Here is a 26,568-nt window from a genome sequence, read left to right on the forward strand (position 1 = left end):
CACCGGCTGATCCGGACCCCACCCGTCGCTGATCCGACCCCGCCGGCTGCTCCGGCGCCGGTCGGGCGTTCCCCCGGGCGTGGACGTCCTCTTGACCGCCCCCCGGGGTGAAAATATCTTTCAAGCGTGACGGAAACAGTGAAGGAAACTTCCGAGAGCGCTCCCGTACCCCCCACCACACCCCCGCCGCCCGCCGCGCTCGCCGCGAAGGTGCGCACGCTGGTGCCCACCATGACCCGCTCCATGCAGCGGGTCGCCGAGGCCGTCGCCGCCGACCCGGCGGCCTGCGCCGCGCTCACGGTCACCGGGCTGGCCGAGCGCACCGGCACCAGCGAGGCGACCGTCGTACGGACCGCGCGTGTCCTCGGCTACCCGGGCTACCGGGACCTGCGCCTCGCGCTCGCCGGGCTGGCCGCCCAGCAGCAGTCGGGCCGCGCCCCCGCGGTCACCGCGGACATCGCCGTCGACGACCCGCTGCACGAGGTCGTCGCGAAGCTCGCCCACGACGAGCGGCAGACCCTCGCCGACACCGCCGACGCCCTCGACATCCAGCAGCTCGCCGCCGCCGTCGCCGCGCTGGCCTCGGCCCGCCGGATCGACATCTACGGCATCGGCGCCTCCGCGCTCGTCGGCCAGGACCTGGCGCAGAAGCTGCTGCGGATCGGGCTGATCGCCCACGCGCACAGCGACCCGCACCTCGCGGTCACCAACGCGGTCCAGCTGCGCGGCGGCGACGCGGCGGTCGCGATCACCGACTCGGGCGCCACCGGCGATGTGATCGAACCGCTGCGCGTCGCCTTCGAGCACGGCGCCACCACCATCGCGATGACGGGCCGCCCCGACGGCCCGGTCACCCAGTACGCCGACCATGTCCTCACCACGTCCAAGGCCCGGGAGAGCGAGCTGCGGCCCGCCGCGATGTCCTCGCGGACGAGTCAGCTCCTCGTCGTGGACTGCCTGTTCATCGGCGTCGCCCAGCGCACCTACGACACCGCGGGCCCCGCGCTGTCCGCCTCGTACGAGGCCCTGGCCCACCGCCGCAGCGCCCGGGCCCCCGGCCGCTGACCCGCCCCGCACCCCCGTCCGCACCGCCCCGGACCACCGGCCCACCGAACCCACCCACCCCACCCCCCACCCGTTCGCACCCGTCCAGCAATCCACGACGTACCGGAGTCCCGCCCATGCCCTCCTCGGCCCGTACCACCTCCAAGGACACCTCCCAGGAAACCTCCAAGGACACCCCCGGCGACACCCCGGACGGCACGCTGCGCGCGCAGCTCGCCTCGCTCACCACCGAGGCGTTCCGCCCGGAACTCGCCGGGATCGACCTGCTGCCCACCCTGGAGATCGCCCGGCTGATGAACGGCGAGGACACCGCCGTCCCCGCCGCCGTCGCCGACCAGCTCCCCCGGATCGCCGCCGCGATCGACGGGATCGCCGAGCGGATGGCGCGGGGCGGGCGGCTGGTCTACGCGGGGGCGGGGACCGCCGGACGGCTGGGGGTGCTGGACGCCAGCGAGTGCCCGCCCACCTTCAACACCGCCCCCGGGCAGGTGGTCGGGCTGATAGCGGGTGGCGCCGCGGCGCTGGTCACCTCCGCGGAGGGCGCCGAGGACTCCCGGGAGCTGGCCGCCGCCGACCTCGACGCCCTGGAGCTGACCGCCGACGACACGGTGGTCGGGGTCTCCGCGTCGGGCCGCACCCCGTACGCGGTGGGCGCGGTCGTCCACGCCCGGGAACGGTACGGGGCGCTGACCGTCGGCCTCTCGTGCAACGCGGGCAGCGCGCTCGCCGCCGCCGCGGACCACGGGATCGAGGTCGTCGTCGGACCCGAACTCCTCACCGGCTCCACCCGGCTGAAGTCCGGCACCGCCCAGAAGCTCGTCCTCAACATGCTCTCGACGATCACCATGATCCGGCTCGGCAAGACGTACGGGAACCTCATGGTCGACGTCCGGGCGTCCAACGAGAAGCTGCGCGCCCGCTCCCGGCGGATCGTCGCCCTGGCCACCGGGGCCGACGACACCACCGTCGACCGGGCCCTGACCGCGGCGGACGGCGAGGTGAAGAACGCGATCCTCATCGTCCTCGCCGACATCGACGCCCCCACCGCGGAGCTGCTGCTGAGCACCACCGACGGAAGGCTGCGGGAGGCCCTGGCCGCCGCGGGCTGACCCCCGCCCCCCGGCCCGCCCCGCGCCCCCCGCCCGCTCGTCCGCCCGCTCCCGGAGGAACCCGCCCCACGACCCATGACCCCCCGCCCTGACGGGCCCGCACCACCAGCGAGGCGACACCATGGCACCCACGACACCGGACACGAACCAGCGGACGGCCGGGGAGCTCCTGCCCCTCGTCGGGGGCGCCGGGAACATCACCTCGGTCGCGCACTGCATGACCCGGCTGCGACTCGGCGTCCGGGACCGCGCCCGCGTCCAGGACGACGCCGTACGGGCCCACCCGGCCGTCCTCGGAGTCGTCGAGGACGGCGACACGTACCAGATCGTGCTGGGACCGGGCCGCGCCGCACGGGTCACCCGCTGGTTCGAACAGCTCGTCGAGGCGGCACCCGTCACGGTGTCCGCCACGGCACCCGGCACGGCGTCCGGCACCGTACCCGTCACCGCCGACGCGCTCGCGGAACGCGGCGCGGCCCTGCGCGCGGACCGCGCACAGCGCAACGCCACCCCGTTCAAACGGCTGCTGCGCCGGATCGCGGCCGTGTTCGTGCCGCTGATCCCCGCGCTGATCGGCTGCGGACTGATCGCCGGGCTGAACGGCCTGCTCGTCAACTCCGGCCGGCTCCCCGGGATCACCCCCGCGCTCGGCGCGATGGCGTCCGCGTTCCTGGCGCTGCTCGCGGTGTTCGTGGGCATCAACACCGCGAAGGAGTTCGGCGGGACGCCCGTCATCGGGGGCGCGGTCGCCGCGGTCGTCGTCTTCCCCGGGGTCACCGAGATCAGCGCGTTCGGCCAGCGGCTGTCGCCGGGGCAGGGCGGGGTCCTCGGGGCGCTGGGCGCGGCGCTGCTCGCCACGGCGATCGAGAGATGGTGCCGGCGCTGGGTCCCGGAGTCGGTGGACGTCCTGCTGACCCCCACCCTGACCATCCTGCTGACGGGACTGGTGACGGTCTACGGGCTGATGTTCGTCGCGGGCGAGGTGTCGTCCGCGATCGGCAGGGGCGCCGATCTGCTGCTGGCTTCCACGGGCGCGTTCGCGGGGCTGGTGCTCGGCGGGCTGTTCCTGCCGCTGGTGATGCTGGGGCTGCACCAGGCGCTGATCCCCCTGCACACGACGCTGATCGACCAGCAGGGGTACACGGTGCTGCTGCCGGTCCTCGCGATGGCCGGGGCGGGGCAAGTGGGCGCGGCCATCGCGGTGTTCGTCCGGCTGCGGGGCAACCGGACGATCCGCGCCACGATCCGCTCGGCGCTGCCCGCCGGTTTCGTCGGGGTGGGCGAGCCGCTGATCTACGGGGTGTCGCTGCCGCTGGGCCGCCCGTTCGTCACGGCGTGCGTGGGCGGGGCGGCGGGCGGGGCGTTCGTGGGGCTGTTCTCGATGCTGGGGACGAAGGTGGGGTCCACGGCGATCGGCCCGTCCGGATGGGCCCTGTTCCCCCTCGTCCAGGGGAACCGGGGGTTCGGCGTCACGGTCGCCGTGTACGGGGGCGGCCTGGTCGTCGGGTACCTGGCCGGCTTCCTCACGACATACTTCTTCGGCTTCACCAGCCAGTCCCTCAAGGAACTGAACACCGACCCGACCCCGGACCCCGACGCAACCCCGGAACCCGCCCGAGCCTGACCCCCGAACCCCGACGCATACGTTCCCGTGACCGTCCGGGCCGCTTGTTCGTTCCCCGGGCCTGGAGGTCACATCGATGAGTTCACCCGGAAGCACAGCGACTGCGCGTGACTGGACTTTCGTCCTGTACCCGCAACGGCGCCCGAACGAGCGGGAGTCCGACGCTTTCGATCACGCGGCCACGCTCGCCGGTGGCGAGATCGGGTGGGAGGAGGACCCGAGCGGTGTGCGGTTCCCCTGCACGGTACGGGCGCCCTCGGCGAAGGAGGCCGTGATGTGGGCCGTCGAACGGCTCGCCGGGGTGGGCGTACCGGTCTCCGACGTCAGGATGCCGCTGACCGCGGCGTTCGGGTAACGAGGTCGGACAACCCCAGGAGCCGCCCCAAAGGGGCGCGGGGAACTGCGCGAAGACGAGGGCCGACCCGCACCCGACGAACAAGCCCGAAGCGGCAGCATCCAGGGGCGCGGGGAACTGCGCACCCCACGAACGACGGCACAGGAACAAGTACGCCCAGCACAAGGAACCTCGGAAGCGCAAGCGAAGGCGCCCCCCACTCCCCGGAAAACGCCCGCGGGCGGCACCCCCGCTGTGGGGTACCGCCCTTGGGAACCTGCTGGAACGTCCGAGCCGGGAAGGGCTCAGAAGTCCATGTCACCGCCCGGCATTCCACCGGGAGCGGCCGCGGAGGCCTTCTCCGGCTTGTCGGCGATGACAGCCTCGGTCGTGAGGAACAGCGCGGCGATCGACGCGGCGTTCTGGAGCGCGGAACGCGTCACCTTCGCCGGGTCGAGGATGCCCTCGGCGATCATGTCCACGTACTCACCGGTCGCGGCGTTGAGACCGTGACCCGGCGTGAGGTTGCGGACCTTCTCCACCACGACGCCACCCTCAAGGCCGGCGTTGACGGCGATCTGCTTGAGCGGGGCCTCCAGCGCCAGCTTGACGGCGGCGGCACCCGTGGCCTCGTCGCCCTCCAGCTCCAGCTTGTCGAAGACGGCGGCAGCCTGGAGCAGCGCGACGCCACCACCGGCGACGATGCCCTCCTCGACGGCGGCCTTCGCGTTGCGCACCGCGTCCTCGATGCGGTGCTTGCGCTCCTTGAGCTCCACCTCGGTCGCGGCACCGGCCTTGATGACGGCCACGCCGCCCGCGAGCTTCGCCAGGCGCTCCTGGAGCTTCTCGCGGTCGTAGTCCGAGTCGGAGTTCTCGATCTCGGCACGGATCTGGTTGACCCGGCCGGCGACCTGGTCGGCGGAGCCCGAGCCGTCGACGATCGTGGTCTCGTCCTTGGTGATGACGACCTTGCGGGCGCGGCCCAGGAGGTCCACGGTCGCGTTCTCGAGCTTGAGACCGACCTCCTCGGAGATGACCTCGCCACCCGTCAGGATGGAGATGTCACCGAGCATCGCCTTGCGGCGGTCGCCGAAGCCCGGAGCCTTGACGGCGACGGACTTGAAGGTGCCACGGATCTTGTTGACGACCAGGGTCGACAGGGCCTCGCCCTCGACGTCCTCGGCGATGATCAGCAGCGGCTTGCCCGACTGCATGACCTTCTCCAGGAGCGGCAGCAGGTCCTTGACGTTGCTGATCTTGGAGTTGGCGATCAGGATGTACGGGTCGTCGAGGACGGCCTCCATACGCTCCATGTCGGTGGCGAAGTACGCCGAGATGTAGCCCTTGTCGAAGCGCATGCCCTCGGTGAGTTCCAGCTCCAGACCGAAGGTCTGGGACTCCTCGACGGTGATGACGCCTTCCTTGCCGACCTTGTCCATGGCCTCGGCGATGAGGTCACCGATCTGGGTGTCGGCGGCGGAGATGGAGGCGGTGGAGGCGATCTGCTCCTTCGTCTCCACGTCCTTCGCCTGCTCCAGCAGCGCGGCGGAGACGGCCTCGACGGCCTTCTCGATGCCACGCTTCAGGGCCATCGGGTTGGCACCCGCGGCGACATTGCGAAGACCCTCGCGGACCAGCGCCTGGGCGAGGACGGTCGCGGTCGTCGTGCCGTCACCGGCGACGTCGTCCGTCTTCTTCGCGACCTCCTTGACCAGCTCGGCCCCGATCTTCTCGTACGGGTCTTCGAGCTCGATCTCCTTGGCGATGGAGACACCATCGTTGGTGATCGTGGGGGCGCCCCACTTCTTCTCAAGGACGACGTTGCGGCCCTTGGGGCCGAGGGTGACCTTGACGGCGTCGGCGAGCTGGTTCATACCGCGCTCAAGGCCGCGCCGCGCCTCCTCGTCGAACGCGATGATCTTGGCCATGTGAAGTGGTCCTCCCGGACTGAAGGGGGTCCTACCCGCGCCCTTACGGCGTGGGAGCGGATGGTTCGGACCGCGCTGGCGCCCGCGACGGACGGCCTGCGGGGCCGTGCGGTTCCTTGCCCCGCCCGGTCCGCGGGCCTCACCGACCCGGTCCTTCGTAAGCACTCTCACTCGGAGAGTGCTAACGCCAATGATTAGCACTCGACCGGTGCGAGTGCAAGCGGCTCAGCCCCTTCCAGGGCGTCCGACTTCCCGTTCGGTAGCGCGGTCGAGGGGGGTCTGTACGGGTTTTCGACCCCCCTGCGCGCGGGCGCGCGACCCCCGCGGGAAGCGGTACCGGACCGGAGCCGACCGGAACGGACCGGAGCCGGCCGCGCGGGGCCGGGGCGACAGAGAGTGAAGGGGCCCGCCCCCTCATCGGGTGCGGACCCCTTCACCAGGTCGCTTGCCGTCCGTCGACGCGCGCCTCAGACAGCCAAGCGGACCATGTCCGCCTGCGGCCCTTTCTGACCTTGCGAGATCTCGAACTCGACCCGCTGGCCCTCTTCCAGGGTGCGGTACCCGTCCATCTGGATGGCGCTGTAGTGGACGAAAACATCCGCACCACCGTCGACCGCGATGAAGCCGTAGCCCTTCTCCGCGTTGAACCACTTGACGGTGCCCTGAGCCATGCCTAACTCCCCTATTACTGGCCCTTGCACAGGACCGCACTTCGCGGGCCCGGGTCAGACCTCCACCCCTCATCGGCTGGGGGTGTGCGCCGGAACGCGTCGACCGCCGCTGAATGTATCTGTCCAACTGCCGTCTGCAACAGGTCAATCGGACGAGAAATCCGGGCACGACCGATCGGAGATTTCCGGCGAATTGACTTGAATTCAGGGCAAGTCGGGCCCGGCAAATGCCGCGAAAGGAATACTTCGGCAAAGCTCTTTGGCTACTTCTTATCGGCGCGCGGCCAAATAACTCATCTGAGTTCGGCACGGGCGGCGCGGCCTTTTCCCCAACTCTATCGCGTTCAACCCTGGAGAATTGACCAGAGAATCGCCCCCTCCGCGTCTTTCGCGGAGGGGGCGCGGACGGTGACACACCGTGAGCGGTCACCAGGAGTACGGGCGGGGCTCAGCCGCCGGCGACCGCCGGGATGATCGACACACCCGCGCCGTCGGGCGTGGCGGTCGAGAGACCCTGCTCGAAACGGACGTCGTCGTCGTTGACGTAGACGTTCACGAAGCGGCGCAGATTGCCCTGGTCGTCCAGGACGCGCGCGGCGATTCCGTGGTGGTTCTTCTCCAGGTCGGCGATGACCTCACCGAGGGTCGCGCCCTCGGCGGGCACCTCGGCCTTGCCGCCGGTGTAGGTGCGCAGAATGGTCGGGATACGGACGTTGACGCTCATGTGGCGGCCTTTCCGGGTCGGTTACCGGCGGTGCGGGTGCCCCGGCCCACCGGGCGCCCCCGTCCCCCGCCACCGCCCGGACGGAACCGGGACGCGACCGGGTCGGGGCAGGCGGATCGGGGCAGGGCGGTGCGGGGCGGTGCGGGGCAGGACAGGCAGGGCGGTGCGGGACGGGGCGGGAACGGGACCGGGGGGCCGGGGCGGGCGGGGACAAGGAAGGCGGCGTCCCGGTCCCACCCCGGTCACGTACCGGTCAGTCGGTGGCGAGGCCCGCCGCGCGGAACGCCTCCAGGCTGGCCGGGATGGTCGCGGTGGGGCCGGTCGTCGGCTCCACCGCGTCCAGGGTCTTGAGCCCGTCGCCCGTGTTCAGCACCACCGTGGTCAGCGTCGGGTCCAGCAGCCCCGCCTCGATGAGCTTGCGGGTGACACCGACCGTGACCCCGCCCGCGGTCTCCGCGAAGATGCCCTCGGTCCGGGCCAGCAGCTTGATCGCCTCGACGACCGTCGCGTCGTCCACGTCCTCGACCGCGCCGCCGGTCCGGCGGGCGATGTCGAGCACGTACGGGCCGTCCGCCGGGTTGCCGATGGCCAGCGACTTGGCGATGGTGTCCGGCTTCTGCGGACGCACCACGTCATGCCCGGCCTTGAACGCGGCGGAGACCGGCGAGCAGCCCTCGGCCTGCGCGCCGAAGATCCGGTACGGCTTGTCGGCGACGAGGCCGAGCTTGATCAGCTCCTGGAGTCCCTTGTCGATCTTCGTGAGCTGGGAGCCGGAGGCGATCGGGATCACCAGCTGGTCCGGGATCTCCCAGCCGAGCTGCTCGCAGATCTCGTACGCCAGCGTCTTGGAGCCCTCGCCGTAGTACGGGCGGAGATTGACGTTGACGAAGCCCCAGCCCTCACCGAGCGGGTCACCGATCAGCTCGGAGCAGAAACGGTTCACGTCGTCGTACGTGCCCTCGATGCCGACGACGTCGCCGCCGTAGACGGCGGCCATGACGACCTTGCCCTGCTCCAGGTCGTGCGGGATGAAGACACAGGACCGGAAACCGGCCCGGGCGGCGGCGGCGCCGACGGCACCCGCGAGGTTGCCCGTCGAGGAGCAGGAGAGCGTGGTGAAGCCGAAGGCGCGCGCGGCCTCCAGGGCCTGGGCGACGACCCGGTCCTTGAAGGAGTGCGTCGGATTGCCGGAATCGTCCTTGATGTACAGGCCGCCGGTCACCCCGAGCTCACGGGCGAGGTTGTCGGCCTTGACGAGCTTGGTCCAGCCGGGGTTGAGATTCGGCTTGGACGCCACATCGGCGGGGACGGGGAGCAGCGGGGCGTAGCGCCAGATGTTCTCGGGGCCCGACTCGATCTTCTTGCGGAGCCCCTCGGGGTCACCGACCGGGAGGTCGTAGGCGACTTCAAGGGGCCCGAAACACAGTTCGCACGCGAAGATCGGGCCGAGGGCGAAGCGCTCCCCGCATTCCCGGCAGGACAGCGCGGCGGCGGGACCGAGATCGACCGCGGGGGCGTCGGTGGAAGGTGCGACGGTCTGAACAGCCATGAGAGGCGAGGCCCTTTCTCCTCATCTTCCCCGTGACGCGTTTCGCCACGAGACGGAATTGGCACCTTCCCGAGCCGGGGAGCCTCGCGACATCGCGCAGTGTCCGGTACGTCGACGCGTGACGTCATCACGGATGACGTGGTGCTGCGTCGGCGGATCACTGACGGTTACGAGAACCGGCTGGAGGGTTGCCGGGGCTTCAACGGGCCGTATCCCTCTGCCCCTCTGGATGAGCGGTATTCGATTGTGTGTCGGCGCGGCGACCCCGACATGCGACGGTCATCCGCGTTGTTCAAGACTGTAACCGAAGGCCAGGACAGTTGAGATAGTCGTCCGCACCGCGAGATGGATCACAGTTGGGAGCCGCTGACCGTGCTGGAAGAAGTCGAGAACTGGCTGAGCAGGCGCTCCTGGTCCGTGACCGACCGGCCGCGGAGCAGGCTCGTCACGGCGAAACGGGCTTCGGGCGCCCGGGTCAGTGTCGTCCTTCCGGCCCTCGACGAACAGGCGACCGTCGGCCAGATCGTGACCGTGATCCGCGAGGAGCTGATGCGGGGACCGGTACCGCTGGTGGACGAGCTGGTGGTGGTGGACTCCGGTTCCACGGACCGGACGGCCGAGGTCGCGGCGGCGGCCGGCGCGCGGGTGGTGCACCGGGACGCGATCCTGCCCCGGCTGCCCGCGGTGCCCGGCAAGGGCGAGGTGCTGTGGCGGTCGCTGCTGGTCACCAGCGGCGACATCGTGTGTTTCGTGGACGCGGATCTGCGGGAGTTCTCGGCGGACTTCGTCGCGGGGATCGTGGGACCGCTGCTGACCGAGCCGGAGGTGCAGTTCGTCAAGGCGATGTACGACCGTCCGCTGGGGGCCGGGGCGGGGCCCGGCGGGGCGGGGCCCGGCGGGGCGGGGCCCGGCGGGGCGGGGGGCGAGCAGGGCGGCCGGGTCACCGAGCTGATGGCGCGCCCGCTGCTCAACATGCACTGGCCGCTGCTCGCCGGGTTCGTCCAGCCGCTGGGCGGGGAGTACGCGGCGCGGCGCTCGCTCCTTGAGCGGCTGCCGTTCCCCGTCGGGTACGGGGTGGAGCTGGGGCTGCTGGTCGACGCGCTGCACACGGTGGGGCTCGACGCGCTCGCGCAGGTCGACGTGGGGGTGCGAAGGCACCGCCACCAGGACGGGCGGGCGCTGGGGCGGATGGCGGCGGCCATCTACCGGACCGCGCAGCTGCGGCTGGCGCGGGGGCATCTGCTGCGGCCCGAGCTGACGCAGTTCGAGCGGGGGGACCAGGGGTTCGAGCCTCGGACGTACCAGGTGGATACCGAGGAGAGGCCGCCGATCGGGGGGATCGCGGAGTACGCGGCGCGGCGGGTCGCGTAGCCGGGCCCTCGGTTGTCTATTTTCACCTTTATGCGTTTTTCACACCCCAGGGGGAAGGTATCGGGCGGTGGCGTCCGACGGTTCGCCGTGTGGACGGCAGGGGTCCTCGTGGCGCTGGCACTCGCCGTGACGGCGGATTCGTCCGCGTACGCGGCGGGGTCGCCCCGAGCGGGCGCCACCCCCGTGGCGGGGAGCCCGGCGGGCGCCCCTTCGGGGCGGGAGGGGTCGGCGGTGCATCTGTACGCGGGGCTGGGGGTCTCGCTGGTCGCGATGGCGGGGCTGCTGGCGGTGGGCATCCGCAGCAGGGTGAACGGCCCGAGGTAACCCCCGACGCTCCGGGCGCCGTATACGAACTCGGCCGGCCCCGTTGGTCCCGTTGGTCGGCGCCCTCTTGGTCTCTTGCGCTGGGCGAACTTGTTCCTGTGCCGTCGTTCGTGGGTTTCGCGCAGTTCCCCGCGCCCCTTTGGGGCGCATCCGGCTTGTTCTTCGGGTCGGTGCCGGTCGGGATTCTCCGTCCTCGATCCGACACGCTCGGTACGACGTGAAGTGGCTCTACTGAAGAGCATCGGAGTCTGCGAGCAGAGATTCCCGCCCACCCCCTCCCGCAGCAGCGCGACTGCGGGAGGAGAGGAGTGCCCCTTCAGGGGCGCGGGGAACTGCGCACCCACGAACGTACCCGCACAGGAACAAGTACGCCCAGGTGGGGAACCCCAGAGGCGCAAGCGAAGGCGACCCGCGGGGAACTGCGCACCCACGGACGGCCTGTGCGGGGACGAGTACGCCCAGCCGGACGGACCTCGGAAGCGCGAGCGAAGGCGAACTGCGGGCAAAACCACCGGGTGCTCGGACAGGGGGCCGATGGGACGTTTGGGGGGCAGGGGGGTGGGCGAGGTATCGCCGTATGGGTTTCTCTCAGGGTGGGCAAGGCGCCAGGATCCTCGTCGCGTCGAACCGCGGCCCGGTCTCGTACGACGTACAGAAGGACGGCACCCTGCAAGCCCGCAGAGGCGGCGGCGGCCTCGTCTCGGGCCTCTCCGCGATCGGCCCGGACACGGACGCGGTCTGGGTCTGCGCCGCCCTCGGCGACGGCGACCGCGAAGCGGTCCGCCGCACCGGCGGCGCCCTGCCCCAAGAGGACACCGGCGACCAGCGGGTCCGGATGCTCGACATCCCGCCGGAGGTGTACGCCGACGCCTACAACGGCATCGCGAACTCCGTCCTGTGGTTCGTCCACCACATGCTGTACCAGACCCCGCTGGAGCCCGTGTTCGACACGGAGTTCCGCACCCGCTGGGCCGCCTACGAGTCGTACAACGCCGCGTTCGCCCGCGCCCTCGCGGACGAGGCGGCCGAGGGCGCCGCCGTCCTCGTGCAGGACTACCACCTGGCCCTGGTCCCGGGACTGCTCCGCGCGCTGCGCCCCGATCTGCGGATCGGCCACTTCTCGCACACGCCGTGGGCCCCGGTGGACTACTTCCGGCTGCTGCCGGACGACGTGGCGGAGCAACTGCTGAGGGGCATCCTCGGCGCGGACCGGGCCGCGTTCCTCACCCACCGCTGGGCGGACGCCTTCACCGCGTGCTGCGAGGAGATCCTGGGCGGTACCGGCGGCACCCGGATCGGGGTGCACGGGCTCGGCGCGGACGCCGGGTTCCTGCGGGAGCGCTCGCACCGCGCGGACGTCGAGGAGCGGATGACCGCCCTGCGCGAGCAGATCGGCACCGCGCCGGACGGCGGCCCGCGGCGGACGGTCGTCCGTGTGGACCGTACGGAACTGTCGAAGAACATCGTGCGCGGGCTGCTGGCCTACCGGGACCTGCTGGAGCGGTACCCCGAGTGGCGCGGCCGGGTGGTGCACATCGCGTTCGCGTACCCGTCGCGGCAGGACCTCGCGGTCTACCGCGAGTACACCGAGGAGGTGTCGAGGGTCGCCGGGGAGATCAACGGCGCGTACGGGACGGAGGGCTGGACGCCGGTCGTGCTGCATGTGAAGGACGACTTCGCCCGGTCCCTGGCCGCGTACCGCCTCGCGGACGTCGCCCTCGTCAACCCGGTCCGGGACGGGATGAACCTCGTCGCGAAGGAGATCCCGGTGGTCTCCGACCAGGGCTGCGTCCTGGTGCTGTCCCGGGAGGCGGGCGCGTTCGAGGAGCTGGGGGAGCACTCGCTGACGGTCAATCCGTACGACGTGACCGCCACCGCCGACGCCCTGCACCGGGGCCTGTCCACCCCCGACGCCGAACGGGCCGAGCGGACCAAGCACCTCGCGGCGGCGGCCACCGCGCTCCCCCCGGACCGGTGGTTCCTGGACCAGCTGCGGGCCCTGGACGACTGAGCACCGACCGGACCGGCCACCAGGAACCGTTCTCCGGGTGGTGGGTGCCGGTCCGTGGCGGTCAGGGTGTCCGGATGGCCGCCGCGAGGGACGCCAGCAGCGCGACGACGCCCGCCGGGCCGTCCACGACCAGGTCGGAGCGCTCGGCCAGCTCCGTCACCTCGGTGCTGCCGCTGCACACCAGCAGCCCGGGGAAGCCGCCGGAACGCAGCTTCTCCACCGCGGCGAAGGCGGGGATGTCGCCCAGGTCGTCGCCCGCGTACAGGACGGCCGCGGCGTCCGTCTCCTTGAGGTACCGGGTGAGGGCGACGCCCTTGTCCATGCCCGGGGGGCGCAGTTCCAGGACCATCCGGCCCGGTTCCACGATCAGGCCGTGCCGGGACGCGAGCGCGGCGAGCGGGGTGCGCAGCGCGTCGAACGCGGCCTGCGGGTCGTCGGCGCGGCGGGTGTGGACCGCGACCGCGTGGCCCTTCTCCTCGATCCACGCGCCCTGCCGGACACCGGCGGAGTCGAGGACGGCGGGGAGTTCCGCGCGGACCGCGGCGACGCCGGGATGCGGGTCGGGCGCGGTGAGCGTGCCGGTACGGGCGTCCCAGCGTTCGGCGCCGTAGTGGCCGAGGACGACGAGGTGCTCCAGGCCCGGGACCCCGGCGAAGCCGCCGTTGCGGACGGCGACGGGGGCCGGGCGGCCGGTGATGACGGCGACCGAGCGGACGAGGGGGCCGAGGGATCTGAGTGCGGGGACGGCGCCCTCGTGGGCCCGGGCCCGGTCGGGGTCGGCGACGATCGGGGCGAGGGTGCCGTCGAAGTCCAGGGCGATCACCGCGTGGTCCGGGGCGGTGAGCAGACGGTGGAGGCCTTCGCGGCCGGCGGGGGTGGTGGGGCTCGGCAAGGTGTTCGGGTGGCTGCCCATGGTCCCCGAGCGTAGCCCTAGCCGGGCCGGCAGACAGAGGACCGGCGAGCCGTCGCCGTCCCCTCGCCCCCGGGGTTCCCCGTGCCGGGCGCACTTGTCCCTGTGCGGGTCGTCCGGTGGGTGCGCAGTTCCCCGCGGGTCGCCTTCGCTCGCGCCCCTGGGTTCGTCCGGCTGGACGGGCTTGTTCCTGTGCCGTCGCTCCGCGGGTGCGCAGTTCCCCGCGCCCCTGGGTTCGTCCGGCTGGACGGGCTTGTTCCTGCGCCGTCGATCGTGGGGTGCGCAGTTCCCCGCGCCCCTGGGGTTCGTCCGGGTGGACGGGCTTGTTCCTGTGCCGTCGCTCGGTGGTGGCGCAGTTCCTCGCGCCCCTGGGTTCGTCCGGGCTGGCGGGCTTATTCCTGTGCCGTCGCTCGGTGGTGGCGCAGTTCCTCGCGCCCCTGGGGTTGTCCGGCTGGACGGGCTTGTTCCTGTGCCGTCGTCCGGGGGTGCGCAGTTCCCCGCGCCCCTGGGTTTGTCCGGGCTGGCGGAGTTGTTCCTGTGCGGGTATGTCCGGGGGTGCGCGGTTCCTCGCGCCCCTGGGGTCGCGCCGCTTGCGGTGGCCGTTCGGCTGCGGTCAGCGGTCTGTGCGGCGGGTGGTTCTCACCCGGCGCAGGCGGTTGACCGTCACGGGGTCGTGGGCCAGGGCCCGGGGGTCGTCCAGCAACGCGTTCAACAGCTGGTAGTAGCGCACGGGGGCCATGTCCAACCGCTCACGGATGGCCCGCTCCTTGGCCCCGGGACTCGCCCAGCTCATCCGCTCCAGCGCGAGGACCCCGACCTCCCGCTCACCCAGCCCCTCATCACCCACCATCCAAAACACGGTACGCCACCCGCACCGGACAAGGCCGCCCCTCAGGAGCGCGAGGAACCGCGCCACCACCGAGCCGCGGCACAGGAGCAACTCCGCTGACCCGGACAACCCCAGGGGCGCGGGGAACTGCGCCACCACCGAACGACCGCACAGGAAAAAGCCCGCCCAGCCGGACGAACCCCAGGGGCGCGGGGAACTGCGCACCCCACGAGCGACGGCACAGGAACAACTCCGTCCACCCGGACGAACCCCAGGGGCGCGAGCGAAGGCGACCCGCGGGGAACTGCGCACCCGCGGACGACCTGTGCGGGAACAAGCGCGCCCACCCGGGGGCGTGAGGGGTACCGGGGGACTACTCCGGTTGGTCTGCTCGCGCGGCCCCCCGCTGAAGTGCGTTGAGGACCACCGCCGGGTCCCCGCCCTCCGTCACCGCCGTCCCGATCCGTCGTTTGATGTCGGCGCTGACCCGGGCCCACGAGGTCTTCCCGACGGGGTACAGCTGGGCGGACGGCAGCCCGTCGAGGAACGTGACCAGTGCCGCGTCGTCCGCGTTGCCCGCCATCTCCTCCGCCGCGGAGACCGTCACGGGCAGCATGTCGTAGCGCCGTGAGAAGTCCAGGACGTTCTCCTTGGCGTAGACGAAGTCGAGGAACTCCCCGATCTCGTCCTGGTGGCCGTTCTGGCGGAACGCCATCATCCAGTCGGCGACCCCCATCGAGGCGTCGGCCTCGCCCTTGATCCCGGGCATGGGGACCATCCCGAAGTCGACGCCCTTCTGCGCGGCCTTCTGCATCAGCGTGGGGTGGCCGTTGAGCATCCCGACCTTGCCGTCGGTGAACGCGGCGAACGCGTCCGCCCGGTTCAGTTCGGCGGGCGGGACGGGACCGGTCAGCCCCTCGCCGACCAGTTCGTCCTTGAGCCAGTCGAAGGTCCGGACGTTGGCCTCGGAGTCGAGGCGGTAGGAGCCGATGTCGTCGGTGTAGCCCGCGCCACCGCTCAGCAGCCACATCAGCGTCTCGCCCTGCGCCTCCTCGGGGCCCAGCGGCAGCGCGTAGGGGTAGAGGACGTCCTCGTCCTTGAGGAGCCGCGCGGCCTCCTGGAGTTCGTCCCAGGTCCGGGGGGCCTTGGTGATCCCGGCCCGCTCGAAGAGGTCCTTGTTGTAGAAGAGGAGCCGGGTGGAGGACGCGAACGGCATCCCGTACTGGACCCGGGCGACCTCACCGGCGTCCGAGAGGGTGGGCAGGAAGTCCGCGTGGACCTGGATGGAGAGCAGGTCCTCGACCGTGTAGAGCTCCTCGGCGGCGGCGTAGTCCGCGTACGCGCCTATCTGGGCCAGGTCGGGCGCGTCACCCGCGTCGACCATCTTCTTGACCTCGGCGTCCACGTCGTTCCACGACAGGACGGTCACCTCGACATCGATGCCGGAGTGTTTCTCCTCGAACGCGTCGATGACCTTGTCCCAGTACTTCCGGGAGGTGTTTTCAGCCGAAGTTCCGTAGTCTGCTGCGACCAGCGTCAATTTAGTGACCTCTGATCCCCCCGGGCTCCCGCACCCGGCGAGAACCACTGTCATCCCCAGCGCGGCGCCCGCCGCGATCAGACCTGTCATGCGACGCTGCACGCCTGTGTCCCCGCCCTCGGCGGGCCGCCCTGTCCCCGGGGGCGGCCCTGCAATCGGTAGGCCGCGAGTGTCCCGTGCGGGCGCGCAAGAGGTCGACACCGGCCACGTATCACTTAGGCAACGGCCCGTGACCAAAGGTACGTACCGCAACTGGACTAGACCTCTCGCGGGTCGACACGCGACACTGTTCCCCGTGACTGCAACGACCCGGGTGACACCCCCCGGAGCCCCGGCCGGGAAACACGTCATCGCCCTCGATGTGGGCGGGACCGGGATGAAGGCCGCCCTGGTAGCCAAGGACGGAACGCTGCTCCACACGGCGCGCAGAGCGACGGGCCGTGAACACGGTACCGAAGCGGTCGTCGAGGGCATCCTCGACTTCGCCGCGGAGCTTCGTGCGTACGGCGTGGAGAACTTCGGCGTGCCCGCTTCCGCCGCGGGAGTGGCCGTGCCCGGCATCGTCGACGCCGAGGAGGGCATCGCGGTTTACTCGTCCAACCTCGGCTGGCGGGACGTGCCCATGAGGAAGCTCCTCAGCGGCCGTCTCGACGGTGTTCCGGTGGCCCTGGGCCACGACGTACGGACCGGCGGGCTCGCCGAGGGACGGATCGGCGCAGGCCAGGGCGCCGACCGCTTCCTCTTCATCCCGCTCGGCACCGGCATCGCGGGGGCCATCGGCATCGACGGCCGGATAGAGCCGGGCGCACACGGCTACGCGGGTGAGATCGGCCACATCGTGGTCCGGCCCGGCGGCCCGGAATGCAGCTGCGGACAGCGCGGCTGTCTGGAGCGGCTGGCGTCGGCCGGCGCGGTGAGCCGCGCCTGGGCCGAGGCCTCGGGCGACCCGAGGGCGGACGCGGCGGACTGCGCGAAGGCCGTGGAGTCCGGCGATCCGCGTGCCGTCAAGGTCTGGCAGGAGGCGGTGGACGCGCTCTCGGACGGGCTCGTCACCGCGCTCACCCTGCTGGACCCGCGGATGCTGATCATCGGCGGCGGTCTCGCGGAGGCCGGGGAAACCCTCTTCACCCCGCTGCGGGCGGCCGTCGAGCGGCGCGTCACCTTCCAGAAGATGCCGGAGATCGTCCCGGCGGCACTCGGCGACACCGCCGGCTGCCTCGGCGCGGGTCTGCTCGCCTGGGACCTGTGCACCGGCGCCGGGGGCACCACCGCGGTCACGAAAGGCACGGCATCCGATTCCGGACCACGTCGGTCCGGACCATCTGACTCCTCGGAGGTACCCGCCTGATGGCCCCTAGCAAAGTGCTCGCCGGTGCCCGGGTGGTGCTGCCCACCGGGACCGTCGACGGCGGACGCGTCATCGTGGAGGGTGAGCGGATCACCGGCGGCCTCACCGCCGACACCCCCGCCCTCGACCTGACCGGCCACTGGCTGGTCCCCGGCTTCGTGGACATGCACAACCACGGCGGCGGCGGCGCCTCCTTCACCAACGGCAGCGTGGACGACATCCTCCGGGGCGTGCGCACCCACCGGCAGCACGGCACGACCACCGTGGTCGCGTCCACCGTCACCGGCGAGATGGACACCCTCGCCCACCGCGCCGGACTGCTCTCCGAGCTGGCCGAGCAGGGGGAGATCGCGGGCGTCCACTTCGAGGGCCCGTTCATCGAGCCGTGCCGCAAGGGCGCGCACTCGGAGGCCCTGCTGCGCCACCCCGACCCGGCGGAGGTCCGCAAGCTGATCGACGCGGCCCGCGGCCAGGCCCGGATGGTCACCCTCGCCACCGAGCTGCCCGGCGGGATCGACTCCGTACGGCTGCTGGTGGAGCACGGGGTGATCGCCGCGATCGGGCACACCGACGCCACGTACGAGCAGACCGTCGAGGCGATCGACGCGGGCGCGACCGTCGCGACGCATCTGTTCAACGCGATGCCGCCGCTCGGCCACCGCTCGCCCGGCCCGATCGCGGCGCTCCTGGAGGACCCCCGGGTCACCGTCGAGCTGATCAACGACGGCACCCATCTGCACCCCGCCTCGCTCCAGCTGGCCTTCCATCACGCGGGTCCGGAGCGTGTGGCGTTCATCACCGACGCCATGGACGCGGCCGGGTTCGGGGACGGCAGCTACCGGCTCGGCCCGCTGGAGGTCGAGGTCAAGGACGGGGTCGCCAGACTGGTGGAGGGCGGCTCCATCGCCGGTTCCACCCTGACCCTGGACCGCGCCTTCCAGCGCGCGGTGACCGTCGACGGGCTGTCCGTGGAGGCCGCCGTCCAGGCGATCTCCGCCAACCCCGCACGGCTGCTCGGGCTCGCCGGCTCGGTGGGCTCGCTGGAGCCCGGCAAGTACGCCGACCTGGTCGTCCTCGACGCGGACTTCGCCCTCAAGGGCGTGATGCGCCGCGGCGAGTGGATCGTGGAGCCCGAGCTGGGCTGACCTACGGACAGCGGGACGGCGGTCGGCAGTGCGGTCTGTGCCGACCGCCTTCCGTTTGGCATGATCAGGCCCGGCACAAGATCAGGTCCGGAGCCCCTCGGGGCCCGGCGGACGCAATCCTTGGGGGAGGTTCACGGTGATCCTGACGGTCACGCTCAACACGGCGCTCGACCTCACCTACCGGGTGCCGTCCCTGCGTCCGCACTCCTCGCACCGGATCACCGAGGTGATCGAACGGCCGGGCGGCAAGGGGCTGAACGTGGCCCGGGTCCTCGCGGCCCTCGGCCACCCGGTGACCGTCACCGGCTTCGCCGGCGGCGGTACGGGCCGGGCGCTGCGCACCGCGCTCGCCGGACTTGACGAGGCCGGTCCGCTCACGGACGCGCTGGTACCGGTCGCCGGGGCCACCCGCCGGACGATCGCCGTGGTCGACGCGGCCACCGGGGACACCACCCAGCTCAACGAACCGGGCCCGCTGGTCTCCCCCGCCGAGTGGAACACCTTCCTGGAACGCTACGACGCGCTGCTGCCGACCGCCGCCGCGGTGGCCCTGTGCGGCAGTCTGCCGCCGGGCGTACCGGTCGGGGCGTACGCGCGGCTGGTCAGAGCCGCGCGGGCCGCGTCCGTCCCGGTGCTGCTCGACACCAGCGGGGAGCCGCTGCGCCGCGGCGTCGCCGCCCGGCCCGACATGGTGAAGCCGAACGCGGACGAGCTGGCGGAACTCACGGGCTCCCATGAGCCCGCCCAGGCCGTCCGGGAGACCCGGCGCCGCGGCGCCCACGCGGTCGTCGCCTCGCTCGGCCCCGAAGGACTGCTCGCGGTGACCCCCGAGGGCCGCTGGCGCGCCGCCCCGCCCGCCCGGGTGTCCGGCAACCCGACCGGCGCGGGCGACTCGGCGGTCGCCGGGCTGCTGTCGGGCCTGGTGTCCGGCGAACCGTGGCCCGTCCGGCTGGCCCGCGCGGTCGCCCTGTCGGCGGCGACCGTACGGGCGCCGGTCGCGGGCGAGTTCGACGCGGGCGTCTACGCGGAGTACCTGGAACTGGCCGAGGTCACCCCGGAGGGCCCGGCCGACTGAGTCCACCCGCTGTTTGACGCGTCCCCATCATCCCCAAATGCCGTACCGGCAAGGCGTACCGAAGCCGGTCCAGTCACCTCACACACCGCATTCCGCACTCAGGGCACCCCCGCGCCAAAGGCGATTGCGGCGGTATGACCATTCCATTAACGTCACCTCCGCCTGCCCGCAATTCACTTGGGGGTCAACGGATGCGACTCATCGCGCGAACAGGCTCCATCGTGTGCGCCCTTGTGGCGCTCACCGGTCTCTCGCTGGTCAACGCCCCTTCGGCGGCGGCGAGTACCCCGTCCGGCTGCGGTTCCGTCTCCCAGATCGGCAGCACCAGGGTGCTCACGGTCGGCGGCATGAACGCGGCCTCGGTCAAGCAGTACGCCGGCTGCGGCCGCAACTACGCCTACCTCTACGTATGGCAGCAGTTCCGCAGCACGCGGACCGACTGGGACCTGTACGTCTACATCGTCAACCACTCCGACTCCGGCAACGACTACGGGGAAGCGCGGGTCGACAACACCAGACGGTCCGAACTCTGGAGTCCGGGCGCGAACACCACCGCGTACTGCACCCACGCGACCGGTTTCCTCGACAACACCGGCGGCTCCACCTCCACGGTCTGCTGACCCGTACGGGTATCCACCCCGCGGTGACCTGTACGGATACCCGCCCCGCGGTGACGGCCGCCCGCCCCCGGCCCGGGCACCCGGCCGGCCGTCACCGCCGTCCGCTCACCGGGCTTCGCCCGACGCCTTTCGCGTCACTGGGCGCAGATCTTCTTGTCGGCCTCGACCCGCTGGATGTCCTTCGGCGCCTTCCCTGGGCCGGTGATCGGCACGCCCGGGCCCTTGAAGTCGGCACCGAGGGTGAGCGACATGGGCCGCGTCTCCGGGGCGTCCTGGGCGGTGGGCTTCAGCGCGGTGGCGGGCAGCCCCATAAGATCCGCGAGCTTGCGGGCCTGGTCGGCCTGGTTCGGCCCGTAGACCAGCGCCGTCTTCGCGAGCTTCTCCGGCGCGTTGCTCTTGTTCGACGACTTGAGGACGTCCTCGGTGTTCTGGAGCCAGTCGAGGGTCTTCTGCGCGGCCCCCTGGACCCCGCTGCCGTTGTAGACGTCGACCCGGACATCGGCGGCCTCGGCCCGGGGGCCCACCAGGAGCTTGGCCTGCTTGCTGCGGGCCGCCGCCTTGTCCTTCTTCTCCTTCTTCTCCACCTCGGTGAAGGACACATCGTTCTGGATCATGCTGAAGACCTGGGGCGCCTTGGTCTCGTCCAGCACCACGGTCGCCGCGACCCGTTCGGCCGGGTTGTCCTTCACCGGGACCGTCGTGAACGTCATGTTCTTGATGTCGACCTTGCCGAGCTCCTTGGCCAGCTCGGTCAGCTTCGGGATGTCCCCGATGCGCTGGTCGACGGTGAGGGCCTTGGTCGCGGCGTCGGCCAGGTCGAACATCCTGGTCGGGCTGCCGAGGACCTCCGTCTTCATCTTGCGGATCATCGAGGCGACGAACTGCTGCTGCATCTTGATCCGGTCCAGGTCGCTCTCGTTGCCGAGCCCGTGCCGGTTGCGGACGAACGCGAGGGCCTGCTCGCCCTGCACGGTGTGCTCGCCCCGGCCCAGGTCGAGCTTGGAGTCCTTGTCCTTGATGGGCTTGTCCAGGCAGACCTCGACGCCGTCCATCGCCGTGGTCAGATCCTTGACGGCGTTGAAGTCGGCCATCATGAAGTGGTTGGCGGGTATCCCGCTCATCGCCTCGACCGTGCGGATCGTGCACCCCGGGTCCCGGCCCGCCACGCCCAGGCTCTCGTTGAACCGGGTGTCGAGCTTCCCCGGTATCACCTTCTCCGACCCGTCCGGCTGTTTGGTGGGGCAGTCGGGGATGTCGACCCGCAGATCCCGGGGGATGCTCAGCACGGTCGCGTTGGTGCGGTCCTCGGAGACATGCAGCAGCAGGGTGGTGTCCGCGTGGCCGGTGGAGTTGGCACGGTCGCCGTAGCTCTCGTTGCCCTTGCCGGTCCTCCGGTCGGTGCCGAGGAGCAGGACGTTGATCGGTCCGTCCTTCAGCGAGCCGCCTTTGGCCGCGTCACCGATGTCGATCGAGTCGATGTTGCCGTTGAGCCGGTCGTACACGAGGTACGCGCCCACCCCGGCGGCCACGAGCACGAATCCCATCGTCCCGCCCGTCCAGAGCAGGGCCTTCTTCTTCCCCCCGGCCTTCTTGCGCTTGCGGCGGCCCGGCCCGGCGGCCTCGGCGGTACGGCTCTCGCCCCGGGACCGCGCGGCACGTCCCCCGGCCCGGGGCTGCGCGGTACGGCTCTCGCCCCGGGGCTCCGCGGCGCGGCGGCCGCGCTGGCCCGGGACCTGGCGGTCCCCGGCGGGGGCCTTGGCCCCCCGCTCGGCCTCGGCCGGGTCGGAGCGGGGGCCGGGGGCGGCCGGGCGGGCGGAGGCGTCCTGCGGCCGGGCACCGGCCGGCTGCCGTGGCTTCCGGTTCAGCCGCAGCTCGTACTCACCGGTCTGCGGGTTCCGCACCCACTGGTCTGCGGGGTCGATGTCGTCCGACCGCCCGCGGCTTTGCGCGTCCACGGTTGCTGAGTCCTCCGTTGGTGCCGCCCGAGGCGCCTTGTCCTCGCGAAAGCGCCCGGTTGTCGATCCGAAAAGGTCTGACCTGCTGGCTGGGAACACCGGATCGCGTCAGATTATCCGCCCGGCCCACGGGGAGCCACGGCCGTGATCCGTCGCACGGCCCTTATATGCGGGCATCACCGCCGATTTCCCCGGCCGGAGGTGAATTCTTGGCCAGCGCCTTACCCCTTACCGGGGGTGACACCGACACCTCGGCGACCCAAAGCCCGTTCGTACGTGGGTGATTGACGTACCGACGGGTCGGAACGGTTCCGGGGGCGCCGGGCGGATTCCGGGTGGCGGGATTCCGTGCGGCGGGGTTCCGGGTGGCGGGATTCCGTGCGGCGGGTGACCCCGGGCGGGCGGGGCGGGCGGCCCTGGCGGCTGCGAGGGGTACGTACCGGGGCCGGGGCGGCCGGGCGGCCCGGGGCTCGCGGGGCACGTCCCGGGGCCCTGGGCAGGGCCGGAGGCGGGCTGGGGGCGGGCTGGGGGCCGGGGCAGGGCCGGAGGCGGGCTGAGGGGCTGGGGCAGGTCCGGGGGGGCCGGAGGCGGGCCGGGCCCGGACCTGGCGGGACTACTGCTTCTTCCAGCCCTTGACCAGCCAGACGCGGTCGATGTTGGCGTCACAGCTGTTGCCGGTCTCGCAGGACAGCTTGATCGTGTTGGTGCCCTCGTTCAGATCGACGTAGCCGTACGACTCGGTCCAGCCCTTCTCCAGATCGCCCTCCGGGGCGCCCGCGTAGTTCTTCAGGTTGAACGGACGGGTGTGGGCGGTGCCGTTGATCGTGAGGGTGGCGTCGGCGTCCTTGCCGGGTACGCCGTAGCCGACGTAGACCGTGTACTTGCCCTTGTCGGGGAGATCGTTGATCGTCCAGGTGACGGACGCGCCGACCTGGTTGAAGCCGGTCACGTAGACGCCGCCCGCGGCCTTGGAGCCCTCCACGTCGGACGCGGTGCTGGTGCCGCCCTCCAGCTTCAGGGCCTTCGCGTCGAGGCTCGGCAGCTCGGCCGGCTTCTCGTCGTCCTCCCCCGGCTTCTTGTCCTCCTCCTTCGGCCCGGACTGCTCGGCCGTGGCGGAGGGGGTGGTGACCGCCTTGTCGTCGTTGCCCTTGTCGGCGTCGTCGCCGTTCATCATGACGACGGTGATCCCGACGACCACGGCGGCGACGACCGCGACGGCGCCGATCAGCAGGCCCTTGGTGTTGGGGCCGCGACCGCGTCCCTGGCCGCCCTGGGGGGCCGGGGCGGCACGGCCGGGGCCCTGGGGGCCGCCGCCGTACTGGCCCGGGGCCTGGGGGGCGGCGCCGTACTGGCCGGGGCCCTGCGGCGCCCCGTACTGCTGCTGCGGGGGCACCTGGCCGTACGCGGCGGTGGGCTGCTGGGCGGGGGCCTGCTGCTGGGGGCCGCCGTACTTGCGCTCGCCCACCGGGCGGACCTGGTTGTACGAGCGGGGGCCCGGGTAGCCGTAGCCGCCGCCACCGCTGGGCGGGGTGGCCCCGGACGCCTGGCCGTCGGCGTACAGATAGCCGAACGGGTCGTCGTCCTCCGGCGTGCTCGCGCCGTTGTTGCCGGCCGTCATCCCTGGGTCACTCCTCAGCAGGTCCTGGTGCGTGATGCGGGCGAGCCTACCCGTTCTGGGTCATCCCATTGGGTGACAGCCGCAGCTCGCTCCCGCGTCCGAGGTCCGTCCGGCGGGACGCACTCCGTTCCTGCGCCGTCGCTCGTGGGGTGCGCAGTTCCCCGCGGGCCGCCTTCGCTTGCGCTTCCGAGGTCCGTCCGGCGGGACGCACTCCGTTCCCGTGCCGTCGCTCGGTGGGTGCGCAGTTCCCCGCGGGCCGCCTTCGCTTGCGCTTCCGAGGTCCGTCCGGCGGGACGCACTCCGTTCCTGCGCCGTCGCTCGGTGGGTGCGCAGTTCCCCGCGCCCCTGGATGCTGCCCCTGTCCGTCGCTCTTCGGGTGCGGGCCGGTTCTCGTCTTCGCGCAGTTCCCCGCGCCCCTTTGGGGCGCCATCTGCTTGTTCTTCGGGGCGGGGCCGGTCGGGATTCTCCGTCCTCGATCCGACACGCTCGGTAAGACGTTCCGTGACTCGACTGAAGAGCATCGGAGTCTGCGAGCAGAGATTCCCGCCCACCCCCTCCCGCAGCCCCGCGACTGCACGAGGAGGGGGGTTCCGCACCCGAAGGGCGACCTCAGGGGGCGCCCCAAAGGGGCGCGGGGAACTGCGCACCCCCGTCCGACCCGCACGGGAGCAAGCAGGCCCAGCACAGCAAACCCAGGGGCGCGAGGAACTGCGCGAGCAACCAAGGACCACCCGCAGCCGAGCGGGAACCGCAAGAGGCGCGACCAAAGGGGCGCGGGGAACTGCGCAAAAGACGAGGGCGAACCCGGACCCGAAGAGCAGCCGCAATGGGGCAGCATCCAGGGGCGCGGGGAACTGCGCACCCCACGAGCGACGGCACAGGGACAAGTACGCCCAGCACAGCAAACCCAGGGGCGCGGGGAACTGCGCACCCACGGACGTACCCGCACAGGAACAGGTACGTCCAGGTGGGGAACCCAGGGGCGCGAGCGAAGGCGACCCGCACGGGGACGAGTACGGCCAGGTGTGGAACCGCCGGGGCGAGGAACTGCGGGGCCGACGGAAGGGAGGACCAGGACTACCCCGCGCGACGCTGCTGCTTCGCCCGACTCCGCTTCTCCGCGTACATCAACTGATCCGCGGACTTCAGCACCTCTTCCGCGGTCATCCCGCACCGCGCCCACCCGATCCCGAAACTCGCCCCCACCCGCACGGCCCGCCCGTCCACCCGGATGGGCGGAACGATCGCGTTCCGCAGCCGCACCGCGAGATCCTGCGCGTCCGCGCTGCCGAGCCCGTCGGCCAGCACCACGAACTCGTCGCCGCCCAGCCGGGCCACCGTGTCGCCGTCCCGCACCCCGCTGGTGAGCCGCCGCGCGACCTCGATGAGGACCGCGTCCCCCGTGTGGTGCCCGAACCGGTCGTTGATCGACTTGAAGCCGTCGAGGTCGCAGAAGAGGACGGCGAGCCCCTTCGTCCCGTCGTCGTGCTCGCCCTCGGGGGCGACGACGTGCACATGGTCGTACCCGACGACCGGCTGACCGGCCGGGGTGTCGAAGCGTTCCACCGCCCGCGCGGCCCGCTCGGCCAGCGCCTCCTCCTGGTCGAAGCCGTGCATCCCGGGCCCCCCGTACGCGGCGTCCGGGGACTCCCCCGCCGCCTCCCGCCCGTCGGCGGTCGACGCGGGCCGCCGGCACAGCCGCGCGGAGAGCCGGGACCGCAGCTCCGCGGAGTTCGGGAGTCCGGTCAGGGCATCGTGGCTGGCCCGGTGGGCGAGCTGGAGCTCGCGCCGTTTGCGCTCCTCTATGTCCTCGACATGCGTCAGCAGGAAGCGGGGCCCGTCGGCGGCGTCCGCGACGACGGAGTTGCGCAGTGACACCCATACGTAGGTGTTGTCCCGGCGCGCGAGCCGCAGCTCCGCGCGCCCGCCCTCGGCGGAGGTGCGCAGCAGGGTGCCGATGTCCTCGGGGTGGACCAGGTCGGAGAAGGAGTAGCGCCGCATGGCGGAGGCGGGGCGGCCGAGGAGGCGGCACAGCGCGTCGTTGGTGCGCAGCAGCCGGCCGCGCTGGTCGCCGCCCATCTCCGCTATCGCCATTCCGCTGGGCGCGTACTCGAACGCCTGCCGGAAGGACTCCTCGCTGGCCCGCAGCGCCTGCTGCTCGCGTTCGAGGCGGACGAGTGCGCGCTGCATGTTTGCTCGCAGACGTGCGTTGCTTATGGCAATGGCGGCCTGGAACGCGTACATCTGGAGGGCTTCGCGGCCCCACGCGCCGGGCAGCCGGCCGTTGCGCGGACGGTCCACGGAGAGGACGCCGATCAGCTCCCCGGGCAGTGCGCCGTTGGCCCAGAGGGGGGCGAAGAGGCGGTCGGAGGGGTGCCACTCGTCCTCGAACCGGGGCTCCGGTCCGTCGGTGTACCACTGCGGGACGTCGTCCTCGTCGAGGACCCAGCCCTCGGAGTGCGGGATGAAGATCAGGCTGCCCCAGCGCTCCCCCATGCCGAGCCGCCGGTCCCAGGCGGCGCGCGGGCCGACCCGGCCGGTGATGAGGGCTTCGGCGGACGCGTTCCCGGCGAAGGCGGCGACGACGAGGTCGCCGTCGGGGCGTACCAGGTTCACCGCGGCCAGCTCGTACCCGAGGCCGCTGACGACACCGTTCGCGACCGTCTGCACGGTGTCCGCGAGGCTGCGCGCCGTGTTCATGTCGGCCATCACCTGATGCAGCTGCCGCAGGGTCGCAAGGCGGACGTACGGCTCCGATTCCGTCTCCATGCTCGCCCTCCCCGAGACGTCTACAGCAACTCCAAGGTCTCTCTGCGGC

General features: G+C 71.9%; 21 protein-coding genes and 1 riboswitch. Of the genes, 11 read left to right on the forward strand and 10 right to left on the reverse strand.

Going from position 1 to position 26,568, the window contains the following annotated elements:
* Positions 1 to 126: 126 nt before the first annotated feature.
* The 4 genes from OG711_RS17460 to OG711_RS17475 all read left to right on the forward strand — a co-directional run bounded on the left by OG711_RS17460 (position 127) and on the right by OG711_RS17475 (position 4,153).
* The gene (locus OG711_RS17460) at positions 127 to 1,065 is read left to right on the forward strand and encodes a MurR/RpiR family transcriptional regulator (RefSeq protein ID WP_073783476.1); all 939 of its coding nucleotides are present in this window, start codon (positions 127 to 129) and stop codon (positions 1,063 to 1,065) included.
* A 116-nt stretch (positions 1,066 to 1,181) separates the two neighbouring features.
* Positions 1,182 to 2,174: an N-acetylmuramic acid 6-phosphate etherase gene (gene murQ, locus OG711_RS17465; RefSeq protein ID WP_329559702.1), complete on the forward strand. Its 993-nt coding sequence runs from the start codon at positions 1,182 to 1,184 to the stop codon at positions 2,172 to 2,174.
* Between the two features lie 121 nt (positions 2,175 to 2,295).
* Entirely contained in the window at positions 2,296 to 3,798 is a 1,503-nt protein-coding gene (locus OG711_RS17470) for a PTS transporter subunit EIIC (RefSeq protein WP_329559703.1), read from the forward strand.
* 76 nt (positions 3,799 to 3,874) lie between these two features.
* On the forward strand, positions 3,875 to 4,153 hold the full coding sequence (locus OG711_RS17475; RefSeq protein WP_329559704.1) for a hypothetical protein: 279 nt from the start codon (positions 3,875 to 3,877) through the stop codon (positions 4,151 to 4,153).
* A 284-nt stretch (positions 4,154 to 4,437) separates the two neighbouring features.
* On the opposite strand, the gene groL is transcribed toward OG711_RS17475, so the two are convergent.
* The 4 genes from groL to thrC all read right to left on the reverse strand — a co-directional run bounded on the left by groL (position 4,438) and on the right by thrC (position 9,004).
* Positions 4,438 to 6,060 carry a chaperonin GroEL gene (gene groL / locus OG711_RS17480; RefSeq protein ID WP_073783470.1) on the reverse strand — a complete coding sequence of 541 codons (1,623 nt, stop codon included), beginning with the start codon at positions 6,058 to 6,060 and terminating at the stop codon, positions 4,438 to 4,440.
* 467 nt (positions 6,061 to 6,527) lie between these two features.
* Positions 6,528 to 6,731 carry a cold-shock protein gene (locus tag OG711_RS17485; RefSeq protein ID WP_037910665.1) on the reverse strand — a complete coding sequence of 68 codons (204 nt, stop codon included), beginning with the start codon at positions 6,729 to 6,731 and terminating at the stop codon, positions 6,528 to 6,530.
* A 448-nt stretch (positions 6,732 to 7,179) separates the two neighbouring features.
* Entirely contained in the window at positions 7,180 to 7,455 is a 276-nt protein-coding gene (locus OG711_RS17490; protein ID WP_073783468.1) for a MoaD/ThiS family protein, read from the reverse strand.
* A gap of 253 nt (positions 7,456 to 7,708) precedes the next feature.
* On the reverse strand, positions 7,709 to 9,004 hold the full coding sequence (gene thrC / locus OG711_RS17495; protein ID WP_073783466.1) for a threonine synthase: 1,296 nt from the start codon (positions 9,002 to 9,004) through the stop codon (positions 7,709 to 7,711).
* A gap of 18 nt (positions 9,005 to 9,022) precedes the next feature.
* Positions 9,023 to 9,240: riboswitch (SAM riboswitch) on the reverse strand.
* A 136-nt stretch (positions 9,241 to 9,376) separates the two neighbouring features.
* Between thrC and OG711_RS17500 the strand changes: the two genes are divergently transcribed.
* From OG711_RS17500 to OG711_RS17510, 3 genes are all read left to right on the forward strand, one after another.
* Positions 9,377 to 10,375, forward strand: coding sequence for a glucosyl-3-phosphoglycerate synthase (locus OG711_RS17500; protein ID WP_329563879.1), 999 nt, complete (start codon positions 9,377 to 9,379; stop codon positions 10,373 to 10,375).
* 108 nt (positions 10,376 to 10,483) lie between these two features.
* The gene (locus OG711_RS17505) at positions 10,484 to 10,699 is read left to right on the forward strand and encodes a hypothetical protein (protein WP_143673929.1); all 216 of its coding nucleotides are present in this window, start codon (positions 10,484 to 10,486) and stop codon (positions 10,697 to 10,699) included.
* 577 nt (positions 10,700 to 11,276) lie between these two features.
* Positions 11,277 to 12,710, forward strand: coding sequence for an alpha,alpha-trehalose-phosphate synthase (UDP-forming) (locus OG711_RS17510; protein ID WP_266509271.1), 1,434 nt, complete (start codon positions 11,277 to 11,279; stop codon positions 12,708 to 12,710).
* A gap of 61 nt (positions 12,711 to 12,771) precedes the next feature.
* Here the strand turns inward: OG711_RS17510 and otsB are convergent, their stop codons facing one another.
* The 3 genes from otsB to OG711_RS17525 all read right to left on the reverse strand — a co-directional run bounded on the left by otsB (position 12,772) and on the right by OG711_RS17525 (position 16,091).
* Entirely contained in the window at positions 12,772 to 13,623 is an 852-nt protein-coding gene (gene otsB / locus OG711_RS17515; protein ID WP_073783460.1) for a trehalose-phosphatase, read from the reverse strand.
* Between the two features lie 610 nt (positions 13,624 to 14,233).
* A complete protein-coding gene (locus OG711_RS17520) occupies positions 14,234 to 14,470 on the reverse strand; it encodes a DUF3263 domain-containing protein (protein WP_073785341.1) in 237 nt (78 codons plus the stop codon).
* 352 nt (positions 14,471 to 14,822) lie between these two features.
* Positions 14,823 to 16,091 (reverse strand): extracellular solute-binding protein, encoded by a 1,269-nt coding sequence (locus OG711_RS17525; RefSeq protein WP_399503392.1) that lies wholly within the window; start codon positions 16,089 to 16,091, stop codon positions 14,823 to 14,825.
* 193 nt (positions 16,092 to 16,284) lie between these two features.
* Between OG711_RS17525 and OG711_RS17530 the strand changes: the two genes are divergently transcribed.
* From OG711_RS17530 to OG711_RS17545, 4 genes are all read left to right on the forward strand, one after another.
* Positions 16,285 to 17,337, forward strand: coding sequence for an ROK family protein (locus OG711_RS17530; protein ID WP_342748454.1), 1,053 nt, complete (start codon positions 16,285 to 16,287; stop codon positions 17,335 to 17,337).
* A complete protein-coding gene (gene nagA / locus OG711_RS17535; RefSeq protein WP_073783456.1) occupies positions 17,337 to 18,482 on the forward strand; it encodes an N-acetylglucosamine-6-phosphate deacetylase in 1,146 nt (381 codons plus the stop codon). Before OG711_RS17530 ends, nagA begins: the two co-directional genes overlap by 1 nt.
* 136 nt (positions 18,483 to 18,618) lie before the next feature.
* Complete coding sequence (locus OG711_RS17540; RefSeq protein WP_073783454.1) at positions 18,619 to 19,557, forward strand: 1-phosphofructokinase family hexose kinase; 939 nt, start codon at positions 18,619 to 18,621, stop codon at positions 19,555 to 19,557.
* Positions 19,558 to 19,748: 191 nt separating this feature from the next.
* On the forward strand, positions 19,749 to 20,177 hold the full coding sequence (locus tag OG711_RS17545) for a hypothetical protein (protein ID WP_329559705.1): 429 nt from the start codon (positions 19,749 to 19,751) through the stop codon (positions 20,175 to 20,177).
* 134 nt (positions 20,178 to 20,311) lie between these two features.
* On the opposite strand, the gene OG711_RS17550 is transcribed toward OG711_RS17545, so the two are convergent.
* The 3 genes from OG711_RS17550 to cdgB form a co-directional block, all read right to left on the reverse strand.
* A complete protein-coding gene (locus OG711_RS17550; RefSeq protein ID WP_266509280.1) occupies positions 20,312 to 22,132 on the reverse strand; it encodes an LCP family protein in 1,821 nt (606 codons plus the stop codon).
* Between the two features lie 613 nt (positions 22,133 to 22,745).
* Complete coding sequence (locus OG711_RS17555) at positions 22,746 to 23,750, reverse strand: carbohydrate-binding protein (protein WP_329559706.1); 1,005 nt, start codon at positions 23,748 to 23,750, stop codon at positions 22,746 to 22,748.
* Positions 23,751 to 24,827: 1,077 nt separating this feature from the next.
* Positions 24,828 to 26,519, reverse strand: coding sequence for a diguanylate cyclase CdgB (gene cdgB, locus OG711_RS17560; protein WP_073783446.1), 1,692 nt, complete (start codon positions 26,517 to 26,519; stop codon positions 24,828 to 24,830).
* Positions 26,520 to 26,568 lie beyond the last annotated feature (49 nt).

It is taken from the genome of Streptomyces uncialis (assembly GCF_036250755.1).
In the GTDB taxonomy this organism is placed as follows: domain Bacteria; phylum Actinomycetota; class Actinomycetes; order Streptomycetales; family Streptomycetaceae; genus Streptomyces; species Streptomyces uncialis.